Below are 18,391 nucleotides of genomic sequence, written 5' to 3'. Positions count from 1 at the left end.
CTTTTTAGGGAGGTGACAGCAAGAAGTAAGGGACAGCAGCGTATGAATCATTAGACAAAACATTTCAGGAGGGGTTTCTAGTATGAAGAAAAAAACAGGTCTTTTATTATCGTTAACGTTAGCAGCAAGTACAGTGTTAGGTGCATGTGGTAACTCGGATAAAGCGGATAGTGACAAAAAAGGGGATAAAGAGTTTAAGGTTGGTATGGTTACAGATGTTGGGGGCGTTGATGACAAATCATTTAACCAATCAGCTTGGGAAGGTTTAACGAAATTTGGTAAAGACAACGATTTAAAGAAAAATGAAGGATATCGTTACCTTCAATCAAGTAAAGATGCTGATTACATTCCAAATTTAACGAAATTTGCGAAAGATAATTATAACACAACATTTGGTATTGGATACTTAATGGAGAAATCAATTGAAAAGGTGGCTGAACAGTATCCAAAAGAGCAATTTGCGATTGTAGATACAGTTGTAAAGAAGCCGAACGTAACAAGTATTACATTTAAAGACCATGAAGGTTCATTCCTAGTTGGAGCTGTAGCAGCGATGACAACAAAATCAAATAAAGTTGGTTTTGTTGGTGGTGTGAAGAGCCCGTTAATTACAAAATTCGAATCAGGTTTTAAAGCTGGTGCAAAAGCAGTAAATCCAAATATCGAAATTGTATCACAATATGCTGATGCATTTGATAAGCCAGAAAAAGGATCTGTATTAGCTTCAGCAATGTACGGTCAAGGCGTTGACGTAATTTACCATGCTTCAGGTGCAACTGGTAACGGTGTATTCACAGAAGCGAAAAACCGTAAGAAAAAAGGTGAAAATGTTTGGGTAATCGGTGTTGACCGTGACCAAAATCAAGAAGGCATGCCTGAAAACGTAACTTTAACTTCAATGGTAAAACGTGTTGATGTTGCAGTAGCAAAAGTAGCGCAAGAAGCGAAAGATGGTAAGTTAAAAGGCGGTAAAGTAGAAGAGTTCGGCTTAAAAGATGATGGCGTTGGTATTGCGAAAACAACTGATAATGTGAAAAAAGTAAACCCAGAAATTTTAACAAAAATAGAAGAGTTTGAGAAGAAAATCACTGCTGGTGAAATTAAAGTACCTGCGACTGATGATGAATATAAAGCATACGAAGCTGCTCTAAAGAAATAATGATAGAGCAATAGCAAAGGTTAGTTCTTAGAACTAACCTTTGCATATATAAAAATACTTTTAATAGAGTGTAATTAGGGAGTGTTCCCTGCTAGAAGGAGGAACAAAATGGAATACGTAATTGAGATGAACAATATTACAAAAGTATTCCCAGGCATTGTAGCGAATGATGATATTACGCTGCAAGTAAAACAGGGAGAGATACACGCTTTACTTGGAGAAAATGGTGCAGGGAAATCAACGTTGATGAATGTACTGTTCGGTTTGTATCAACCAGAACAGGGCGAAATTAAAATTAAAGGAAACCCTGTAAAAATTACAAATCCGAATATTGCAAATGACCTTGGAATTGGGATGGTCCATCAGCACTTTATGCTTGTTCATAATTTTACAGTTACAGAGAATATCATTCTTGGAAATGAGCCGAAGAGAAAAGGGAAAATAGCTGTTGAAGAGGCTGCAAAAGAAATTAAACAATTATCTGAACAGTACGGTTTAGCTGTTGATCCAAATGCAAAGATTGAAGATATTTCGGTTGGGATGCAGCAAAGGGTTGAAATATTAAAGACGCTTTATCGTGGTGCGGAGATTTTAATATTCGATGAACCGACTGCAGTGTTAACTCCTCAAGAAATTCATGAGTTGATTCAAATTATGAAAAAGCTTGTGCAAGAAGGGAAATCTATCATTCTTATTACACATAAATTAAAAGAAATTATGGAAGTTTGCGATCGTTGCACAATTATTCGTAAAGGTAAAGGAATTGGTACAGTTGACGTTGCGGAAATGGATGAACATAAACTTGCAGAATTAATGGTCGGACGTCAAGTGAATTTTAAAACAGAAAAAATAGGGGCCAAACCGAAAGAAGAGGTTCTGTCTGTTGCGAATCTTGTCGTTCATGATGCACGCCAATTACCTGCTGTAAAAGGCCTTGACTTAACTGTTCGTGCAGGAGAAATCGTTGGTATTGCAGGGATTGATGGAAATGGTCAAAGTGAATTAATAGAGGCGATTACTGGTTTACGAAAAGTTGAGTCAGGTTCTATTGCAATTAAAGGAAAAGGAATAACGAATTGGCCTGTTCGAAGAATTACAGAGGAAGGAATAGGTCATATTCCAGAAGACCGTCATAAACACGGGCTAGTTCTTGATTTTTCTGTTAAAGACAATATAGTTTTGCAAACATACTATAAAAATCCATTTTCAAAGAAGGGGATTTTAAACTTTAGCAAAATCACAGAGAAAGCAAAGGCGCTTATTGAACAGTTTGATGTACGTACACCTAGTGAACAAACATTAGCGCGTGCTCTATCAGGTGGAAATCAGCAGAAAGCTATCATTGCACGTGAAGTAGATCGTAATCCAGATTTATTAATTGCAGCACAACCAACACGTGGTTTAGATGTAGGTGCAATTGAATTTATTCATAAAAAATTAATCGAGCAGAGAGATAACGGGAAAGCGGTATTACTTCTATCGTTAGAACTGGATGAAATTTTAAATGTAAGTGATCGAGTTGCTGTTATATATGAAGGGAAAATTGTAGCAATTGTCGATGCGAAAGAAACAAATGAACAACAGCTTGGTTTGTTGATGGCTGGCGGAACGGAGAAAGAGAAGGTGAATACAAATGGCTAAAAAATTTTTAACGGAGCGAACAATTAACATTTTAGTTCCTGTATTATCCGTTATTTTTGGTTTACTTGTTGGTGCCATTGTAATGTTAGTTAGTGGATATGATCCAATTGTTGGGTATGCAGCGCTTTGGGAAGGAATGGTTGGAAATCCGCAGGCTATCGGTGAGACGCTACGTACGATGATTCCACTCGTGTTAGCTGGTCTGTCTGTTGCATTTGCGTTTCGTACAGGTCTCTTTAACATTGGGGTAGAAGGACAATTATTAGTTGGATGGCTTGCCGCTGTCTGGTTTGGATATGCAGTATCGTTACCAGCATTTTTGCATATTCCGTTATCTATTTTAGTAGCCGCGATTGCCGGTGGTTTATGGGGATTTATACCTGGATATTTAAAAGGAAAGCTTAAAGTAAATGAAGTAATTGTCACAATTATGATGAACTACATTGCACTTTATGTTACGTATGATCTTATTAAACGTTTTATACATGAAGGTAATGAGAAATCTTATGATGTACAAGCGAGTGCTTCATTAGCTTCTGATTGGCTATCTTCATTGACAGATGGATCTCGTTTGCACTGGGGAATTGTTGTAGCTATTTTAATTGCTATTGTAATGTGGTTCGTATTAGATAGAACTACGTTAGGATATGAGTTAAAATCGGTTGGTTTTAACCAAAATGCATCGCAATATGCAGGGATGAAAGTCTCTCGTAATGTTGTATTATCAATGACAATTGCTGGCGCTTTTGCTGGAATTGGTGGGGCAATGGAAGGTCTAGGAACATTCCAAAGTATGACGGCAATGACATCGTTTACTGGTATTGGATTCGATGGGATTGCGGTAGCTCTTCTTGGAGGAAATAATCCGTTTGGTATATTATTATCGGCTTTACTGTTCGGTGGTTTGAAAAGTGCAGCCCCGCAAATGAATTTTGAAGCAGATGTACCTTCTGAGTTAATTAATGTTATTATCGCATGTATTATTTTCTTTGTTGCTTGCAGTTATGTTTTACGCTGGGCACTTACACGCATGAGCAAGGAGGGGAAATAAATGAGCTTTATAGATATTTTAGCCATTCTTGTGACTGGTACGTTATATACGGCAGCGCCACTTATTTTTACGGCGTTAGGTGGAGTGTTCAGTGAACGTTCTGGGGTTGTAAATATAGCCTTAGAAGGTTTAATGTTATTTGGTGCATTTACTGGTATCGTTACAACGTTATTAATGGGTGATACGTGGGGAGCAATGACTCCTTGGATTGCACTATTATTTGCAGCTATTGGTAGTGGATTATTTGCACTTCTTCACGCAGTAGCGTCCATTACATTCCGCGCGGATCAAGTAGTAAGCGGGGTAGCGATTAACTTTTTGGCGCTCGGTTTAACAGTATTTGCGATTAAGAAAATCTTTGGTAAAGGACAGACTGATTTTATTCAATACCGAATTGAAAAAATCGATGTTCCAGGACTTTCGGATATTCCGGTAATCGGGAAAATCTTTTTCTCAAATGTACCGTTAACATCGTATATTGCCATTATTTTAGCATTTGTTGTTTGGTACATTATTTATAAAACACCGTTCGGTCTTCGTCTTCGTGCTGTTGGTGAACATCCAATGGCAGCAGATACGATGGGAATTAATGTATATAAAATGCGTTATATTGCAGTTTGTATATCTGGAATGTTTGCAGGAGTGGGTGGTGCGGTCTTCGCAATGTCGATTTCTGGTAACTTCTCAGGTGCTACAATTACTGGACAAGGTTTCTTGGCACTAGCAGCTATGATCTTTGGTAAATGGAATCCACTTGGTGCTCTTGGAGCAGCGCTGTTCTTCGGATTTGCTCAATCACTTGGGATAACAGGTGGTACAATTCCTATATTAAAAGAAATTCCAAGTGTATTCTTAACGATATTACCGTATGTATTTACAATATTAGCACTCGTTGGTTTTGTAGGCCGATCTGAAGCTCCGAAAGCATTAGGAACGCCTTATGAAAAAGGAAAACGATGAGTATTTAGAAAGTATAAAAAAAGCTCGCACATTAGTGCGGGCTTTTTTACATAGAATATATTTAATACGGAATTTTACTATGTTCCTTACATATTAAAGTTTTTAGAAAGACTCAAATGTAAGCATAATAAGGAAGAAAAGTTGATTTTTTATTTCTAAAAACTGTATATTGAAGAGGAATATTCCTACATACGTAAAGGAGGGCTATTAATGAAACTAATGGAACAGCAACTGCATGAATTAGGTGGCTTGCGAGTACATATTATTCCGACTGATAAATTTAAAACAAATACCTTTGTATTTCGTTTTAAAGCACCTTTAAATGAGGAGACGGTGACAGAGCGTGCCCTATTGCCGTATGTATTGCAAAGTGCGACAGAAAAACTGCCTTCTGTAATTCGTCTTCGTCAATATTTAGAAGAATTATATGGATCTTCTTTAGCGGTAGATGTAAGTAAAAAAGGGGAAGACCATATCATCTCTATTTATGTAGACATTGCAAATGAAACATATTTACGCGATGCACCACCGTTATTTGAAAAAGCACTTTCTATGTTATCTGATATTGTTTTACATCCAGCAACAGAAGGGGACGGTTTTCTATCTTCTATTGTAGAAAGTGAGAAACGAGCACTCTTGCAACGAATTGAAGCTACTTATGATGATAAAATGCGTTATGCAAACGAGCGTTTAATTGCAGAAATGTGCAAAGTAGAACCATATCGCTTAAGTGCAAATGGAAAAAAAGAAAGTGTTGCTTCTATTACAAATGAAAGTTTGTATCAATATTATCAAAAAGTGTTAGCTGAAGATGAAATGGATTTATATATAATTGGTGACATTTCAGAAGATGCTGTGGAGCTTGTAAATAAGTATTTTTCGATTTCACCTCGCGCTATGAAAGAGAGAAATGTACTTCTTCATAAACGAAATAATGAAGAAAAAGAAATTGTTGAAAAACAAGAACTAAAGCAAAGTAAATTAAATATCGGCTATCGCACATTCATTACGTATAAAGATGAAGATTATTTTGCATTACAATTGTTTAACGGATTATTTGGAGGGTTTTCTCATTCGAAGTTATTCGTAAATGTCCGTGAAAAAAATAGTTTAGCGTACTATGCAGCATCGAGATTTGAAAGTCATAAAGGTTTGCTCTTCGTTATGTCTGGAATTGAAGCGAAGAACTTTGAAAAAGCTGTTGAAATTATTAAAGAACAAATGAAAGCAATGCAAAACGGTGATTTTTCAGAGGAAGAGATTAAGCAAACGAAAAGTGTAATTCAAAATCAAATCTTAGAGGCAATTGATACACCACGTGGTTTTGTTGAAATGCTTTATCACGGGGTGATTTCAGAGCGTACGCGTCCAGTTGAAGAATGGCTAACGGGCATAGAAAGCGTGACGAAAGAAGAGATTGTGAAAGTTGCTAATAATATTGAACTAGATACAATTTACTTTTTACATGGAACGGAGGGAGAATAAATGGAGAAAATTGTGTATGAGCAATTAAAAGAGACGCTATATTATGAAAAACTTCCGAATGGATTAGACGTATATATCTTACCGAAACAAGGCTTCAACAAAACATTTGCAACATTTACGACGAAGTACGGTTCTGTTGATAATACATTTGTACCGCTTGGAAAAGAAGACATGACTCGTGTACCAGATGGAATTGCTCATTTCCTTGAGCATAAATTGTTTGAAAAAGAGGACCATGACGCGTTTCAATTGTTTAGTAAACAAGGTGCTTCAGCGAACGCTTTTACATCTTTTACAAGAACCGCTTATCTCTTTTCCTGTACATCAAATGTAGAGAGAAATTTAAATACGTTGTTAGACTTTGTACAAGAACCGTATTTCTCTGAAAAAACGGTTGAAAAAGAAAAAGGTATTATCGGTCAAGAAATTCAAATGTACCAAGATAACCCAGACTGGCGTTTATACTTTGGGTTAATCGATAGTTTGTTTGTGAAACATCCAATTAAAATTGATATTGCAGGGACGATTGAGTCTATTAGTAAAATTACAAAAGACCTACTGTATGAATGTTATGAGACTTTTTACCATCCGAGCAACATGTTATTATTTGTTGTGGGAGCGATTGATCCTGAAAAAACAATGGATTTAGTTCGTGAAAATCAAGCGAAAAAAGATTACGAAAATCAACCAGAAATCGTTCGCTCTTTTGAAGAGGAACCAGAAGAAGTAAATGAAAAGAAAAAGATTATTTCAATGCCTGTTCAAACTCCAAAATGTTTAGTTGGTATTAAGGCAACGAATTTAAAAGAAAAAGGGCAAGCTCTGTTAAAACAAGAAATTGCACTTACATTACTTTTAGATTATTTATTTGGAAAAGGGTCAGTTCATTACGAATCTTTATATAATGAAGGTCTTATTGATGATTCGTTCTCGTATGACTATACAGAAGAAAATAACTTCGGTTTTGCAATGGTTGGTGGAGATACGAAGCACCCTGATGAATTGGCAGAGCGATTAAAAGGTATTTTACTACAAACGAATTATGATCAGTTAGATGAGACTGCGCTGGAACGGGTGAAGAAAAAGAAAATTGGTGGATTTTTACGATCGTTGAATTCACCTGAATATATTGCAAATCAGTTTACACGATATGCGTTTAATGAATCTAGTTTATTTGATGCTCTTACAGTGTTAGAAGGATTAACTGTTCAAGACTTACAACAAGCAGCAAAAACATTATTAATTGAAGAGAAAATGAGTGTCTGCCAAGTGTTACCAAAAAAATGAAGTAATATGTGAATAAAAAACGCAGTATCTATATCCCTCATCTAACGTTTGGTTATTGCCAAATGGTAAGATGAGGGTATTATTTATTTATACATAAAAAGATAAGAGAGGGAATTTATGAAAAAGTATGCATTAGTAACTGGAGGAAGCGGAGGGATTGGCTCTGCTATTTCGAAGCAGTTAATCGAGGATGGTTATACAGTCTATATTCATTACAATAAAAGCGAAGAGAAGATAAGGGGGTTACAAAAGGAGTTTGATGCAGTGATTCCTGTGCAAGCAAATTTAGCTTCTATCGATGGAGCAGAGAAATTGTGGGGACAAATCGAACATCCTATTGATGTTATTGTATACGCAGCTGGAAAGAGTATATTTGGATTAGTAACAGATGTTACTAATGAAGAATTAGATTATATGGTGGAGCTTCAAGTGAAGAGTGTATATAGACTTTTATCGATGGCGCTTCCACCGATGATCGGGCGGAGAAGGGGTAATGTTGTTGTTATTTCATCCATTTGGGGGCAAATAGGAGCGTCTTGTGAGGTGCTGTACTCAATGGTGAAAGGTGCACAAAATTCATATGTGAAGGCTTTAGCGAAAGAAGTTTCTCTAAGTGGATTGCGCGTTAATGCGGTAGCGCCAGGTGCAATCGAAACAGAAATGTTAAATGTATTTTCAGAAGATGATAAAAATGAAATTGCTGAAGATATTCCATTAGGTAGAATAGGACTACCCGAAGAGGTAGCAAAAACAGTCTCCTTCCTCGTTTCGCCAGGAGCTTCTTATATTACGGGGCAAATTATCGGAGTGAATGGCGGTTGGCATTGCTAAAAAATTCTTACATAAAAAACAAGAAATTGTACAAATTAAGCATGATTCTATTACTAAAATAGTGAGGTGCTTAAACATGTCAGTGTTAGATAATTTTGATCAGTGGAAGAGCTTTTTAGGAGAACGTTTAGAACAAGCGGGGGGAAAAGGGCTTGATGGTGGTGCCGTATCAGATATGGCATTTCGTGTTGGTGATTATTTAGCAAATGAAGTAGAAGCGCGCAACGATCAAGAAAAATTATTGTCTGAGCTTTGGAAAGTTGCTGATGAACAAGAGCAACATACAATTGCAAATTTAATGGTGAAGTTTGTACAACATAAGTAAAAGTAGAGAGGAGAAGCTCCTCTCTACTTTTTTTGTATAGTAATTAGGAGGAATAGATTATACATTTAGCTTCCCTATTAAGATGAAATCATATAATATAGTACGTAGGTGTAAAGTAAGCGTAGGGGAGTGATCTTGGATGATTGAATGGTATTTTGAATATGAAATACATAAAAACCGACCTGGCTTACTTGGTGACGTTTCTTCGTTAATCGGTATGCTTGGCATCAATATTGTCACAATTAATGGTGTAGATAATGCACGACGTGGACTTTTGCTTATGTGTGATAATCAAGAACAAATCTCTAGACTTGAATCAATTTTAAATACGATGGATAATATAACGGTAACGAAATATCGTCCGCCAAAGCTTAGAGATAAGCTAGCAGTTAGACATGGTAGGTACATACAACGAGATGCAGATGATAAGAAAACATTTCGATTTGTGCGTGATGAATTAGGATTGCTTGTAGACTTTATGGCGGAGATAATGAAAAAAGAAGGTCATAAATTAATTGGGATACGAGGAATGCCTCGTGTCGGAAAAACAGAATCTATTGTTGCCGCAAGTGTTTGTGCAAATAAGAGATGGTTATTCGTATCATCTACTCTCATTAAGCAAACTGTTCGTAGCCAATTGATTGAAGATGAGTATAGCGACGATAATATTTTCATACTAGATGGAATTGTGTCGACAAAACGTGCAAATGAAAGACACTGGCAGCTCGTTCGTGAAATCATGAGATTGCCTGCAACGAAAGTTGTGGAACATCCGGATGTGTTTGTGAGTCAGTCAGAATACACATTGGATGATTTTGATTATATTATCGAATTGCGTAACGATTATGATGAAGAAATTCAATATAATTTAGTAGATGAAATTGAGCAAGGTACGCAAAACAATTTCTCTATGTTCGACTTTTAAAGAAATATTGAGGTGTTAGTAGTGACGGAATTAGGACAAAAGCTGACAGAAGCAAGAGAAGCGAAAGGCTTATCTATTGATCAGCTGCATGAGATTACAAAAATTCAAAAACGCCATTTAGTAGCGATTGAAGAAGGCAATTATGATGTGTTGCCAGGAGCTTTTTATGCGCGTGCATTCATTAAACAATATGCAGATGCTGTTGGATTAAATGGAGAGGAACTGCTTGTAGAATATCAGAGTACGATACCACAGTCTGAAAAACGTGAAGTTCCACAAGTATCAACTGGACAAAAAACACAAGAAACAATGCAAAAATCTTCATCATGGCCAATTGCGGATCATATGCCCAAAATTTTGATTGCATTGTTAGTAATCGCATTTGGAGTGGTAGTCTGGTTTGTTATTCAAGCGTTAACTGGAAAAGATGATAGGCAAGTTCCAAATGCTCAAAGTGAGAAAATTGAGGTTCAAAAAGCAAAAAATTCTCCGCTAGATACAAAGAAAGATGAAGCGAAAGCGGAAGAACCAAAGAAAGAAGAACCAAAAAAAGAAGAGCCAAAGAAAGAGGAACAACCAGCACAACCAACTGGACAGCAAGAGATAAAAGTAGTTGGAACAACTGGTAAGGTATCTACTTTGGAAATTCATAATAATAAAACATTAGAACTGGAAATATCGGGTAAAGGTGCGAGTTATGTAGATGTTAAAGATGATGCTGGGAACGAAATTCTAAACACTACAGTACAAGGTGGCCAAATAGAAAAACGTGATTTATCAACAGTAAAAGAAGTGCGACTTAATATTGGAAATGCAACGAATGTTGAAGTTAAACTGAATGGTCAAGTGGTTGCTTTCCCATTGGATCCAGCAAAAGAACTTCACCAAAGATTGGTGATAAAAAACCAAGGGATAGGGCAAGCTGCGCAATAACAGTCATCGCTTCGATGACTTTTTTCAATGAACAAATGTTTTTGACATGATGGAGGAATAGCTGTGAATTTACCAAATAAAATTACAATATCTAGAATCTTCTTAATTCCAATTTTTATGGTAATTATGTTAGCGCCCTTTGAGTGGGGCTCATTTATAATTGGTGATGTAGAGTTACCAATTCAACATTTAGTAGGGGCACTTATCTTTATTATTGCTTCGGCTACAGATTGGATTGATGGACATTATGCAAGAAAGTATAATCTTGTAACGAATTTAGGGAAATTCCTTGACCCGTTAGCAGATAAATTACTTGTTTCGGCAGCACTTATCACATTGGTAGAAATGCAATATGTACCTGCTTGGATCGTTATTGTAATTATAAGCCGTGAGTTTGCAGTAACAGGTTTACGCCTTGTACTTGCTGGGACAGGGGAAGTAGTTGCAGCAAATCAGCTAGGGAAAATTAAGACATGGACACAAATTATTGCGATTGCAGCATACTTATTACATGATGTACCGTTAAATTTACTTCATATTCCAGTTGCAGATATTTTCATATGGATTGCATTATTCTTTACCGTTATTTCAGGATGGGATTATTTCTGGAAAAATAAAGATGCTTTTGTAAACTCAAAATAGAAGTTTATGGGGGAATTGGGATGAATGCTGAAATTATTGCGGTTGGAACGGAATTATTACTTGGACAAATTGCAAATACAAATGCCCAGTTTTTATCTGAAAAGTTAGCTTCAATCGGAATTAACGTGTACTACCATACTGTTGTTGGGGATAATAACAAGCGATTACAGAAGGCAATTGAATTGGCTGAAGAACGAGCTGATATGCTCATTTTCACAGGTGGATTAGGACCGACAAAAGATGATTTAACGAAAGAGACAATAGCGTCTAGTTTAGATGAAGAGCTTGTGTATGATGAAAAGGCATTAACATCGATAAGCGATTATTTTAAGCGTACAGGCCGTGAATTTACGGAGAATAATAAAAAGCAGGCACTCGTTTTAAATGGATCGACTGTATTTGCAAATGATCACGGTATGGCGCCTGGTATGGGGTTAAATAAGAACGGAAAAGTTTATATTTTATTACCAGGACCACCAAAAGAAATGAAGCCGATGTATATAAGTTACGTAGAGCCTTTTTTATGTAAGTTTACAACGGGGGAAAATATTTATTCTCGTGTTCTTCGTTTTTTTGGTATTGGTGAATCTCAATTAGAGGTGAAAGTTCAAGATTTAATTGATGGTCAAACGAACCCAACCATTGCACCACTCGCAAATGATGGAGAAGTGACATTACGTTTAACTGCCAAACATCAAAATGCTGATGAGGCGGAGAAACTGATTCAGCATGTGGAAGATTTGATTTTAGAAAGAGTAGGAGAGTTTTTCTACGGATATGACCAAGATTTCCTTCATTACAAGGCAATAAGGCTATTGAAGGAAAAAGGGTTAACTTTAGCGTGTGCAGAAAGTTTAACAGGTGGTCTTTTTGGAAATCAAGTAACAGAAAATGCTGGTGTTTCGTCTGTATTTAAAGGCGGTGTCATTTGTTATCAAAATGATGTGAAGCAACATGTTTTACATGTGCCTGAAGAAGTGTTGCGTACTGATGGTGCAGTTAGTAAAGAATGTGCTCGTTATCTTGCTGAAAATGTTAAGGGATTATTAAAAGCAGATATCGGAATTAGTTTCACTGGGGTAGCAGGACCGGATGCTTCAGAGCATAAAGAACCAGGAACAGTATTTATTGGATTGGTGATTAAAGATGAACCAGCTGTAGTCTTCTCACTTAATTTAAGTGGAAGTCGTCAACAAATTAGAGAACGCTCTACAAAATATGGATTTTATCATTTATTTAAAAAGCTAGAAGAGATATAAATTTCTTCTAGTTTTTTTTGTTGGAAAACCTAGTTTTATTCGATAAAAAATAAAAAAACGAATAAATGTTCGATTTTTGTTGGCAAATTGAATTGAAAATAGGTATAATAAGATTAGCAATTTAGTTAAGGAGGAATTTTGAATGAGCGATCGTCAAGCGGCATTAGATATGGCGTTAAAACAAATAGAGAAGCAATTCGGTAAAGGTTCAATTATGAAATTAGGAGAACAAGCGGAGCGTAGAATTTCTACAATTTCAAGTGGTTCTTTAGCACTTGATGTGGCACTAGGGGTAGGCGGATACCCACGTGGCCGTGTTATTGAAATTTATGGACCTGAAAGTTCAGGTAAAACAACAGTTTCATTACACGCAATCGCGGAAGTACAGCGTCAAGGTGGACAAGCAGCGTTCATTGATGCGGAGCATGCAATGGATCCTGTATATGCACAAAAATTAGGTGTTAACATAGATGAATTACTATTATCACAGCCTGATACAGGAGAGCAAGGACTAGAAATCGCAGAAGCACTTGTACGAAGTGGAGCGGTTGATATTATCGTAATTGACTCTGTGGCAGCTCTTGTACCGAAAGCTGAGATCGAAGGGGACATGGGTGACTCTCACGTTGGTTTACAAGCACGTTTAATGTCACAAGCACTTCGTAAACTTTCAGGTGCAATCAACAAATCAAAAACAATCGCAATCTTTATCAACCAAATTCGTGAAAAAGTTGGGGTTATGTTCGGGAACCCAGAAACAACTCCAGGTGGTCGTGCGTTGAAATTCTATTCAACTGTCCGTCTTGAAGTACGTCGTGCTGAGCAGTTAAAGCAAGGTAACGATATTGTTGGTAATAAAACGAAAGTAAAAGTAGTTAAAAATAAAGTAGCACCGCCATTCCGTGTTGCTGAAGTTGATATTATGTACGGAGAAGGTATTTCAAGAGAAGGTGAAATCTTAGATATGGCTTCTGAACTTGATATCGTTCAAAAGAGCGGTGCTTGGTACTCTTATAATGAAGAACGCTTAGGACAAGGACGTGAAAATTCGAAGCAATTCTTAAAAGAGAATACGGATTTAAGAGAGGAAATTGCCTTCTTTGTTCGTGAACATCACGGAATTGGTGAAAACTCTGGTGTTGAAGACACGGAAGATTCAACTCGTCAAGATTAAAAAATAAAAGACACGGGACCGTGTCTTTTATTTTTTAATCCACTATGAAAGCGTTATATATAGCTGGAGATAAAATATTTATTCTATCCAAAAGGCTATGTGTAAAGGGGAATATTCATATATTTTAAGTGAATGAATTGGGATTTTCTAAGGTTTTCCAGGATAATATGCTGTCTGTTTTTTTAATCCATATAAGATTCAGGGCTGAAGGTAAAGAAAGTAAAAGTAGACAACGCTTGACAATGAAAATTGCGATAGATACAATGAGAATGTATATTTTTTCTTATATACGATATACTCTTCTCAAGAAGAGAAGTAATATTCGGAGTAAGACTTAAATCTTGCCGAAATAATAATATGACATTTTAATTGTGAAATGAAGAAAGTCCCTTAAAAAAGCGGGACGACGGTCTTTGCTGTACGTTGTAATTCAATGTACATGCCGACAGTCTTTTTTCATTCATAGCAAGGGGAGGTGAAATCATGAGTAGTACAGTTTGGATACTCATCTCCATTTTGCTTGCAACAGTCGGTGCAGTTGTTGGCTTTTTTGTTCGAAAGTCTATTGCTGAAGCGAAGATTAATGGTGCAGCTAATGAAGCAAAACGTATTCTAGACGAAGCGAATCGTGATGCTGAAGCACTTAAGAAAGAAGCGCTTTTAGAAGCAAAGGATGAAATTCATACACTTCGTACAGAAGCTGAATTAGAAATTCGTGACCGTAGAAGCGAATTACAAAAACAAGAAAATCGTTTAATGCAAAAAGAAGAGAACCTTGATCGTAAAGACGAAACGCTCGATAAGCGCGAGCAACAGTTAGAAAAGAAAGAGGAATCTCTTGTAGCGAAACAACAACAGATTGAAGAGTTGGAAAGCAAAGTGGGAGAGTTAGTTCAAAAGCAACAAACAGAATTAGAGCGCATTTCCAATCTGACCCGCGAACAAGCGAAAGCAATTATTCTTGGTAAAGTGGAAAGTGAAGTTTCTCATGAAATTGCCGTTATGGTAAAAGAAAGTGAAGTTCGCGCGAAAGAAGAAGCGGATAAGAAGGCAAAAGAGATTTTATCTCTTGCAATGCAAAGATGTGCAGCTGATCATGTTGCTGAAACAACCGTTTCGGTTGTAAATCTTCCAAATGACGAAATGAAGGGACGTATTATCGGACGTGAAGGTCGTAACATTCGTACGTTAGAAACGTTAACAGGTATTGACCTTATTATCGATGATACACCAGAAGCGGTAATTCTATCTGGATTTGACCCGATTCGTCGTGAAACAGCTCGTATCGCTCTTGATAAACTAGTACAGGACGGACGTATTCACCCAGCGCGTATTGAAGAGATGGTCGAAAAATCAAGACGTGAAGTGGACGAGTATATTCGTGAAGTCGGAGAGCAAACAACGTTTGAAGTGGGTGTTCATGGCTTACATCCAGATTTAATTAAAATTTTAGGTCGTTTAAAATACCGTACAAGTTACGGGCAAAACGTCTTAAAACACTCTATGGAAGTTGCATACTTAACTGGACTTATGGCAGCGGAGCTTGGTGAGGATGAAAAACTAGCAAGACGTGCTGGTCTATTACATGATATCGGAAAAGCAATCGATCATGAAGTAGAAGGTAGCCACGTTGAAATTGGTGTTGAACTCGCAACGAAATATAAAGAGCATCCTGTTGTAATAAACAGTATCGCATCTCACCATGGTGACACAGAACCAACTTCTATCATTGCAGTTCTAGTTGCTGCAGCAGATGCATTATCAGCTGCAAGACCGGGAGCTCGTAGTGAAACGCTTGAGAATTACATTCGTCGTCTTGAAAAGTTAGAAGAAATTTCAGAGTCTTATGAAGGCGTAGAAAAATCTTTCGCAATTCAAGCAGGACGTGAAGTTCGTATTCTGGTAAAACCAGATACAATTGATGATTTAGAAGCTCATCGTTTAGCTCGTGATATTCGAAAACGTATTGAAAATGAACTGGATTATCCAGGACATATTAAAGTAACTGTTATTCGTGAAACACGTGCAGTGGAATACGCAAAATAAAGTGGTGAAACACCACTTTATTTTTTTGTGTTGGAATTGGGTAAAATAAAGAAAATTATTTATCCCGCGTTAACGGGCAGTAAAACTCCCACCTCAAAATTCGGCTTGAGCAAAGAAATTAGGTGGGGGATAAACTGCCCGTAAACGCCCGATTGGTGAAGGCTAATAATCAGTGGGGGATGAACAAAACCCCCACTGATTATAGTTTCACTTTATGAGCAGTATGCAAGTGAAAGAAACTTATAATAGATAAATTGTAACTGTTGTAAGGAAATAGCTTTAAGTTATAGTATGGTAATAAAAAATGTAGTACATAGAAAGGGTAAGACATATGAGAATATTATTTGTTGGGGATGTAGTAGGATCTCCTGGTAGAGACATGATTCAACAGTACGTACCGGCATTAAAGAAGAAATATACACCGACAGTAACAATTATTAATGGAGAAAATGCTGCGGGTGGACGTGGAATTACGGAAAAAATATATCGAAACTTTTTAGAGTGCGGGGCACAAGCGGTTACGCTTGGAAACCACGCTTGGGATAACCGTGAAGTATTTGAATTTATCGATGATGCAAAATATCTTGCAAGACCAGCTAACTTCCCAGAAGGAACGCCGGGTAAAGGGCTTATCTTTGTAAATTGTAATGGAACAGAAGTTGCAGTTATTAACTTACAAGGACGTACTTTCCTTCCTCCAATTGATTGTCCATTCCGTAAAGTGGATGAGTTAATCAGTATTGCAAAAAAACGTACAAACATTATCTTTGTTGATTTTCATGCTGAAACAACAAGTGAGAAGCAGGCGTTAGGTTGGTATGTAGACGGTCGTGCTACAGCGGTAGTAGGTACACATACACACGTTCCTACAGCTGATAATCGTATTTTATCAAGCGGAACAGCTTATATTACAGATGTTGGTATGACAGGCCCATATGATGGGATTTTAGGTATGGATCGCGAAGCGGTATTGAAGAAGTTTTTAACGAACTTACCAGTGCGTTTTGAAGTGACGAATGGTAGAACACAATTAAGTGCAGTGTTAATTGATGTGGATCCTAATACAGGGAAAGCGAAGAAAATTGAGCGCATTTTAATTAATGATGACCAGCCATTTTTTGACTGATTTTTAACGAAAAGTTAGAGGATTCGTTATATTTTAATTTTTTAGAAAAATTACAGAAATTTAGCAGGAATACGTGCCATTCCTCGTGAATATAAGTTAAAGTGAAATAATTGCTATTACTTTTTATAGAAACGAGGAGGAAACGCGGAATGGAAATATTAAAAGTTAAAGCAACGTCGGTCCCTAATTCTGTAGCTGGTGCACTTGCAGGTGTTATTCGCGAACGCGGAACAGCAGAAATTCAAGCTATTGGTGCAGGTGCATTGAACCAAGCGGTAAAGGCAGTAGCAATTGCAAGAGGATTTGTAGCGCCTAGCGGTTTGGACTTGATTTGTATCCCAGCGTTTACAGATATTATGATTGATGGTGAAGAGCGTACAGCGATAAAATTAATTGTAGAACCTCGTTAAGTTGAAACAACCTGTTTGCATGTATGCAAACAGGTTGTTTTTGTAATGGAGGAATGAAAATGAAAATTTTTGATGCGCATTGCGATGTACTCTTTCAGTTATGGAGTGCAAAGGGAAAAAAAGACTTTCAAAACGATTCACAATTACATATTACATTTGAACAATTAATGAAAAGAAAAGGAAGTATACAATGCTTTGCTATATATATACCAGAAACAGTAGCGTATGAAAAGCGTTTTGAAGTTGCGCTGCAAATGATAGATATTTTTCATAATGAAATTCTATCGCTACCAGGAATGAAGTTTATTCAGACAAAAAACGATATTAACATGCTAAAACAAGACGAGATTGGAGCATTATTAACATTAGAAGGATGCGAAGCAATTGGAAAAGAAGCGATGAAATTACGTTTGTTTTATCGCTTAGGTGTACGTTCCTTTGGATTGACATGGAACTATGCCAATCTGTTAGCTGATGGAGCGCTAGAGGCACGTGGAGCAGGTTTAACTACATTTGGTAGACAAGTTGTACAAGAACTTAATACGTTACATTTATGGACCGATGTGTCTCACTTAAATGAAAGAAGCTTTTGGGATGTTATTGAAATTGCTAAAAACCCAATTGCATCTCATTCAAACTGTTATCAACTTTGTGGGCATCCACGCAATTTAACCGATGAACAAATAAGAGCCCTTATAAAGAAAAATAGCATTATTGGTATTACTTTCGTACCGCAGTTTTTAACGAATGAAAGACAAGCGAATATAGCAGATATATTAAGGCATGTGGAATATATTTGTTCATTAGGTGGAGAAAAAAATATAGGATTCGGTTCTGATTTTGATGGGATTTTAGAAACTGTTGTAGGTGTAGAAGTATATAGGGATTATGAAAATATAATGAATCAACTGTGTAAAAAGTATAATGAATCAACTGTAGAGCGATTTTTATATAAAAATTTTGTTGACTGTATAACGTTCTAAAGAATGCGTTTTAAAAATTCGGAAAAATTAAAATAAATTCACTTGAATTTATTGATTTTTTTAAGACCTAATACTAGAATGGTAAACGAAATAGCATTATACTAAAGATTCAGGGAAAACAGAAGAGGCATAATTTGCGTCCATTGTAGTTTAT

The 18,391-nt window shown here is 36.7% G+C and carries 17 protein-coding genes; all 17 read left to right on the top strand.

What is annotated here, in order from left to right:
- Window positions 1–82: 82 nt before the first annotated feature.
- The 17 genes from ABH955_RS25015 (at window position 83) to ABH955_RS24935 (ending at window position 18,237) form a co-directional block, all read left to right on the top strand.
- A complete protein-coding gene (locus ABH955_RS25015) occupies window positions 83–1,159 on the top strand; it encodes a BMP family lipoprotein (protein ID WP_002066754.1) in 1,077 nt (358 codons plus the stop codon).
- 108 nt (window positions 1,160–1,267) lie between these two features.
- Window positions 1,268–2,800 (top strand): ABC transporter ATP-binding protein, encoded by a 1,533-nt coding sequence (locus tag ABH955_RS25010; protein WP_404491783.1) that lies wholly within the window; start codon window positions 1,268–1,270, stop codon window positions 2,798–2,800.
- Window positions 2,793–3,851: an ABC transporter permease gene (locus tag ABH955_RS25005; protein WP_002088061.1), complete on the top strand. Its 1,059-nt coding sequence runs from the start codon at window positions 2,793–2,795 to the stop codon at window positions 3,849–3,851. The genes ABH955_RS25010 and ABH955_RS25005 overlap by 8 nt, the downstream gene beginning before the upstream one ends.
- On the top strand, window positions 3,852–4,811 hold the full coding sequence (locus ABH955_RS25000) for an ABC transporter permease (RefSeq protein WP_002066758.1): 960 nt from the start codon (window positions 3,852–3,854) through the stop codon (window positions 4,809–4,811).
- 210 nt (window positions 4,812–5,021) lie between these two features.
- Complete coding sequence (gene yfmF, locus ABH955_RS24995) at window positions 5,022–6,296, top strand: EF-P 5-aminopentanol modification-associated protein YfmF (protein ID WP_002066759.1); 1,275 nt, start codon at window positions 5,022–5,024, stop codon at window positions 6,294–6,296.
- Window positions 6,297–7,583: an EF-P 5-aminopentanol modification-associated protein YfmH gene (gene yfmH / locus ABH955_RS24990; RefSeq protein WP_002014592.1), complete on the top strand. Its 1,287-nt coding sequence runs from the start codon at window positions 6,297–6,299 to the stop codon at window positions 7,581–7,583.
- 117 nt (window positions 7,584–7,700) lie between these two features.
- Entirely contained in the window at window positions 7,701–8,414 is a 714-nt protein-coding gene (gene ymfI, locus ABH955_RS24985) for an elongation factor P 5-aminopentanone reductase (protein ID WP_113936842.1), read from the top strand.
- 76 nt (window positions 8,415–8,490) lie between these two features.
- Complete coding sequence (locus tag ABH955_RS24980) at window positions 8,491–8,739, top strand: DUF3243 domain-containing protein (protein WP_000114449.1); 249 nt, start codon at window positions 8,491–8,493, stop codon at window positions 8,737–8,739.
- Window positions 8,740–8,878: 139 nt separating this feature from the next.
- On the top strand, window positions 8,879–9,664 hold the full coding sequence (locus ABH955_RS24975; RefSeq protein WP_000574107.1) for a DUF3388 domain-containing protein: 786 nt from the start codon (window positions 8,879–8,881) through the stop codon (window positions 9,662–9,664).
- Between the two features lie 21 nt (window positions 9,665–9,685).
- Window positions 9,686–10,597 (top strand): helix-turn-helix domain-containing protein, encoded by a 912-nt coding sequence (locus tag ABH955_RS24970; protein WP_002088056.1) that lies wholly within the window; start codon window positions 9,686–9,688, stop codon window positions 10,595–10,597.
- A 63-nt stretch (window positions 10,598–10,660) separates the two neighbouring features.
- Window positions 10,661–11,239 carry a CDP-diacylglycerol--glycerol-3-phosphate 3-phosphatidyltransferase gene (gene pgsA / locus ABH955_RS24965; protein ID WP_002014596.1) on the top strand — a complete coding sequence of 193 codons (579 nt, stop codon included), beginning with the start codon at window positions 10,661–10,663 and terminating at the stop codon, window positions 11,237–11,239.
- A 20-nt stretch (window positions 11,240–11,259) separates the two neighbouring features.
- Window positions 11,260–12,498: a competence/damage-inducible protein A gene (locus ABH955_RS24960; protein ID WP_404457394.1), complete on the top strand. Its 1,239-nt coding sequence runs from the start codon at window positions 11,260–11,262 to the stop codon at window positions 12,496–12,498.
- 142 nt (window positions 12,499–12,640) lie between these two features.
- Window positions 12,641–13,672 carry a recombinase RecA gene (gene recA, locus ABH955_RS24955; protein WP_002014599.1) on the top strand — a complete coding sequence of 344 codons (1,032 nt, stop codon included), beginning with the start codon at window positions 12,641–12,643 and terminating at the stop codon, window positions 13,670–13,672.
- 483 nt (window positions 13,673–14,155) lie between these two features.
- Complete coding sequence (rny, locus tag ABH955_RS24950; protein ID WP_002111330.1) at window positions 14,156–15,718, top strand: ribonuclease Y; 1,563 nt, start codon at window positions 14,156–14,158, stop codon at window positions 15,716–15,718.
- A gap of 331 nt (window positions 15,719–16,049) precedes the next feature.
- Window positions 16,050–16,844 carry a TIGR00282 family metallophosphoesterase gene (locus ABH955_RS24945; protein ID WP_404491781.1) on the top strand — a complete coding sequence of 265 codons (795 nt, stop codon included), beginning with the start codon at window positions 16,050–16,052 and terminating at the stop codon, window positions 16,842–16,844.
- 149 nt (window positions 16,845–16,993) lie between these two features.
- Window positions 16,994–17,254, top strand: a complete 261-nt coding sequence (gene spoVS, locus ABH955_RS24940) for a stage V sporulation protein SpoVS (protein ID WP_000404341.1) — start codon at window positions 16,994–16,996, stop codon at window positions 17,252–17,254.
- Between the two features lie 59 nt (window positions 17,255–17,313).
- The gene (locus ABH955_RS24935; RefSeq protein WP_061688551.1) at window positions 17,314–18,237 is read left to right on the top strand and encodes a dipeptidase; all 924 of its coding nucleotides are present in this window, start codon (window positions 17,314–17,316) and stop codon (window positions 18,235–18,237) included.
- The last annotated feature ends 154 nt before the right edge of the window (window positions 18,238–18,391 follow it).

The organism is Bacillus sp. RC240, from assembly GCF_044907945.1.
Lineage (GTDB): Bacteria > Bacillota > Bacilli > Bacillales > Bacillaceae_G > Bacillus_A > Bacillus_A mycoides.
Note: the sequence above shows the minus strand (reverse complement) of the source record. Positions and strands in the feature narration are given on the sequence as shown.

Bases quoted from the DNA above. Each gene is read 5' to 3' on its own strand.
- ABH955_RS25015 (WP_002066754.1), top strand. From the start codon at position 83: ATGAAGAAAAAAACAGGTCTTTTATTATCGTTAACGTTAGCAGCAAGT.
- ABH955_RS25010 (WP_404491783.1), top strand. From the start codon at position 1,268: ATGGAATACGTAATTGAGATGAACAATATTACAAAAGTATTCCCAGGC.
- ABH955_RS25005 (WP_002088061.1), top strand. From the start codon at position 2,793: ATGGCTAAAAAATTTTTAACGGAGCGAACAATTAACATTTTAGTTCCT.
- ABH955_RS25000 (WP_002066758.1), top strand. From the start codon at position 3,852: ATGAGCTTTATAGATATTTTAGCCATTCTTGTGACTGGTACGTTATAT.
- yfmF (WP_002066759.1), top strand. From the start codon at position 5,022: ATGAAACTAATGGAACAGCAACTGCATGAATTAGGTGGCTTGCGAGTA.
- yfmH (WP_002014592.1), top strand. From the start codon at position 6,297: ATGGAGAAAATTGTGTATGAGCAATTAAAAGAGACGCTATATTATGAA.
- ymfI (WP_113936842.1), top strand. From the start codon at position 7,701: ATGAAAAAGTATGCATTAGTAACTGGAGGAAGCGGAGGGATTGGCTCT.
- ABH955_RS24980 (WP_000114449.1), top strand. From the start codon at position 8,491: ATGTCAGTGTTAGATAATTTTGATCAGTGGAAGAGCTTTTTAGGAGAA.
- ABH955_RS24975 (WP_000574107.1), top strand. From the start codon at position 8,879: ATGATTGAATGGTATTTTGAATATGAAATACATAAAAACCGACCTGGC.
- ABH955_RS24960 (WP_404457394.1), top strand. From the start codon at position 11,260: ATGAATGCTGAAATTATTGCGGTTGGAACGGAATTATTACTTGGACAA.
- recA (WP_002014599.1), top strand. From the start codon at position 12,641: ATGAGCGATCGTCAAGCGGCATTAGATATGGCGTTAAAACAAATAGAG.
- rny (WP_002111330.1), top strand. From the start codon at position 14,156: ATGAGTAGTACAGTTTGGATACTCATCTCCATTTTGCTTGCAACAGTC.
- ABH955_RS24945 (WP_404491781.1), top strand. From the start codon at position 16,050: ATGAGAATATTATTTGTTGGGGATGTAGTAGGATCTCCTGGTAGAGAC.
- spoVS (WP_000404341.1), top strand. From the start codon at position 16,994: ATGGAAATATTAAAAGTTAAAGCAACGTCGGTCCCTAATTCTGTAGCT.
- ABH955_RS24935 (WP_061688551.1), top strand. From the start codon at position 17,314: ATGAAAATTTTTGATGCGCATTGCGATGTACTCTTTCAGTTATGGAGT.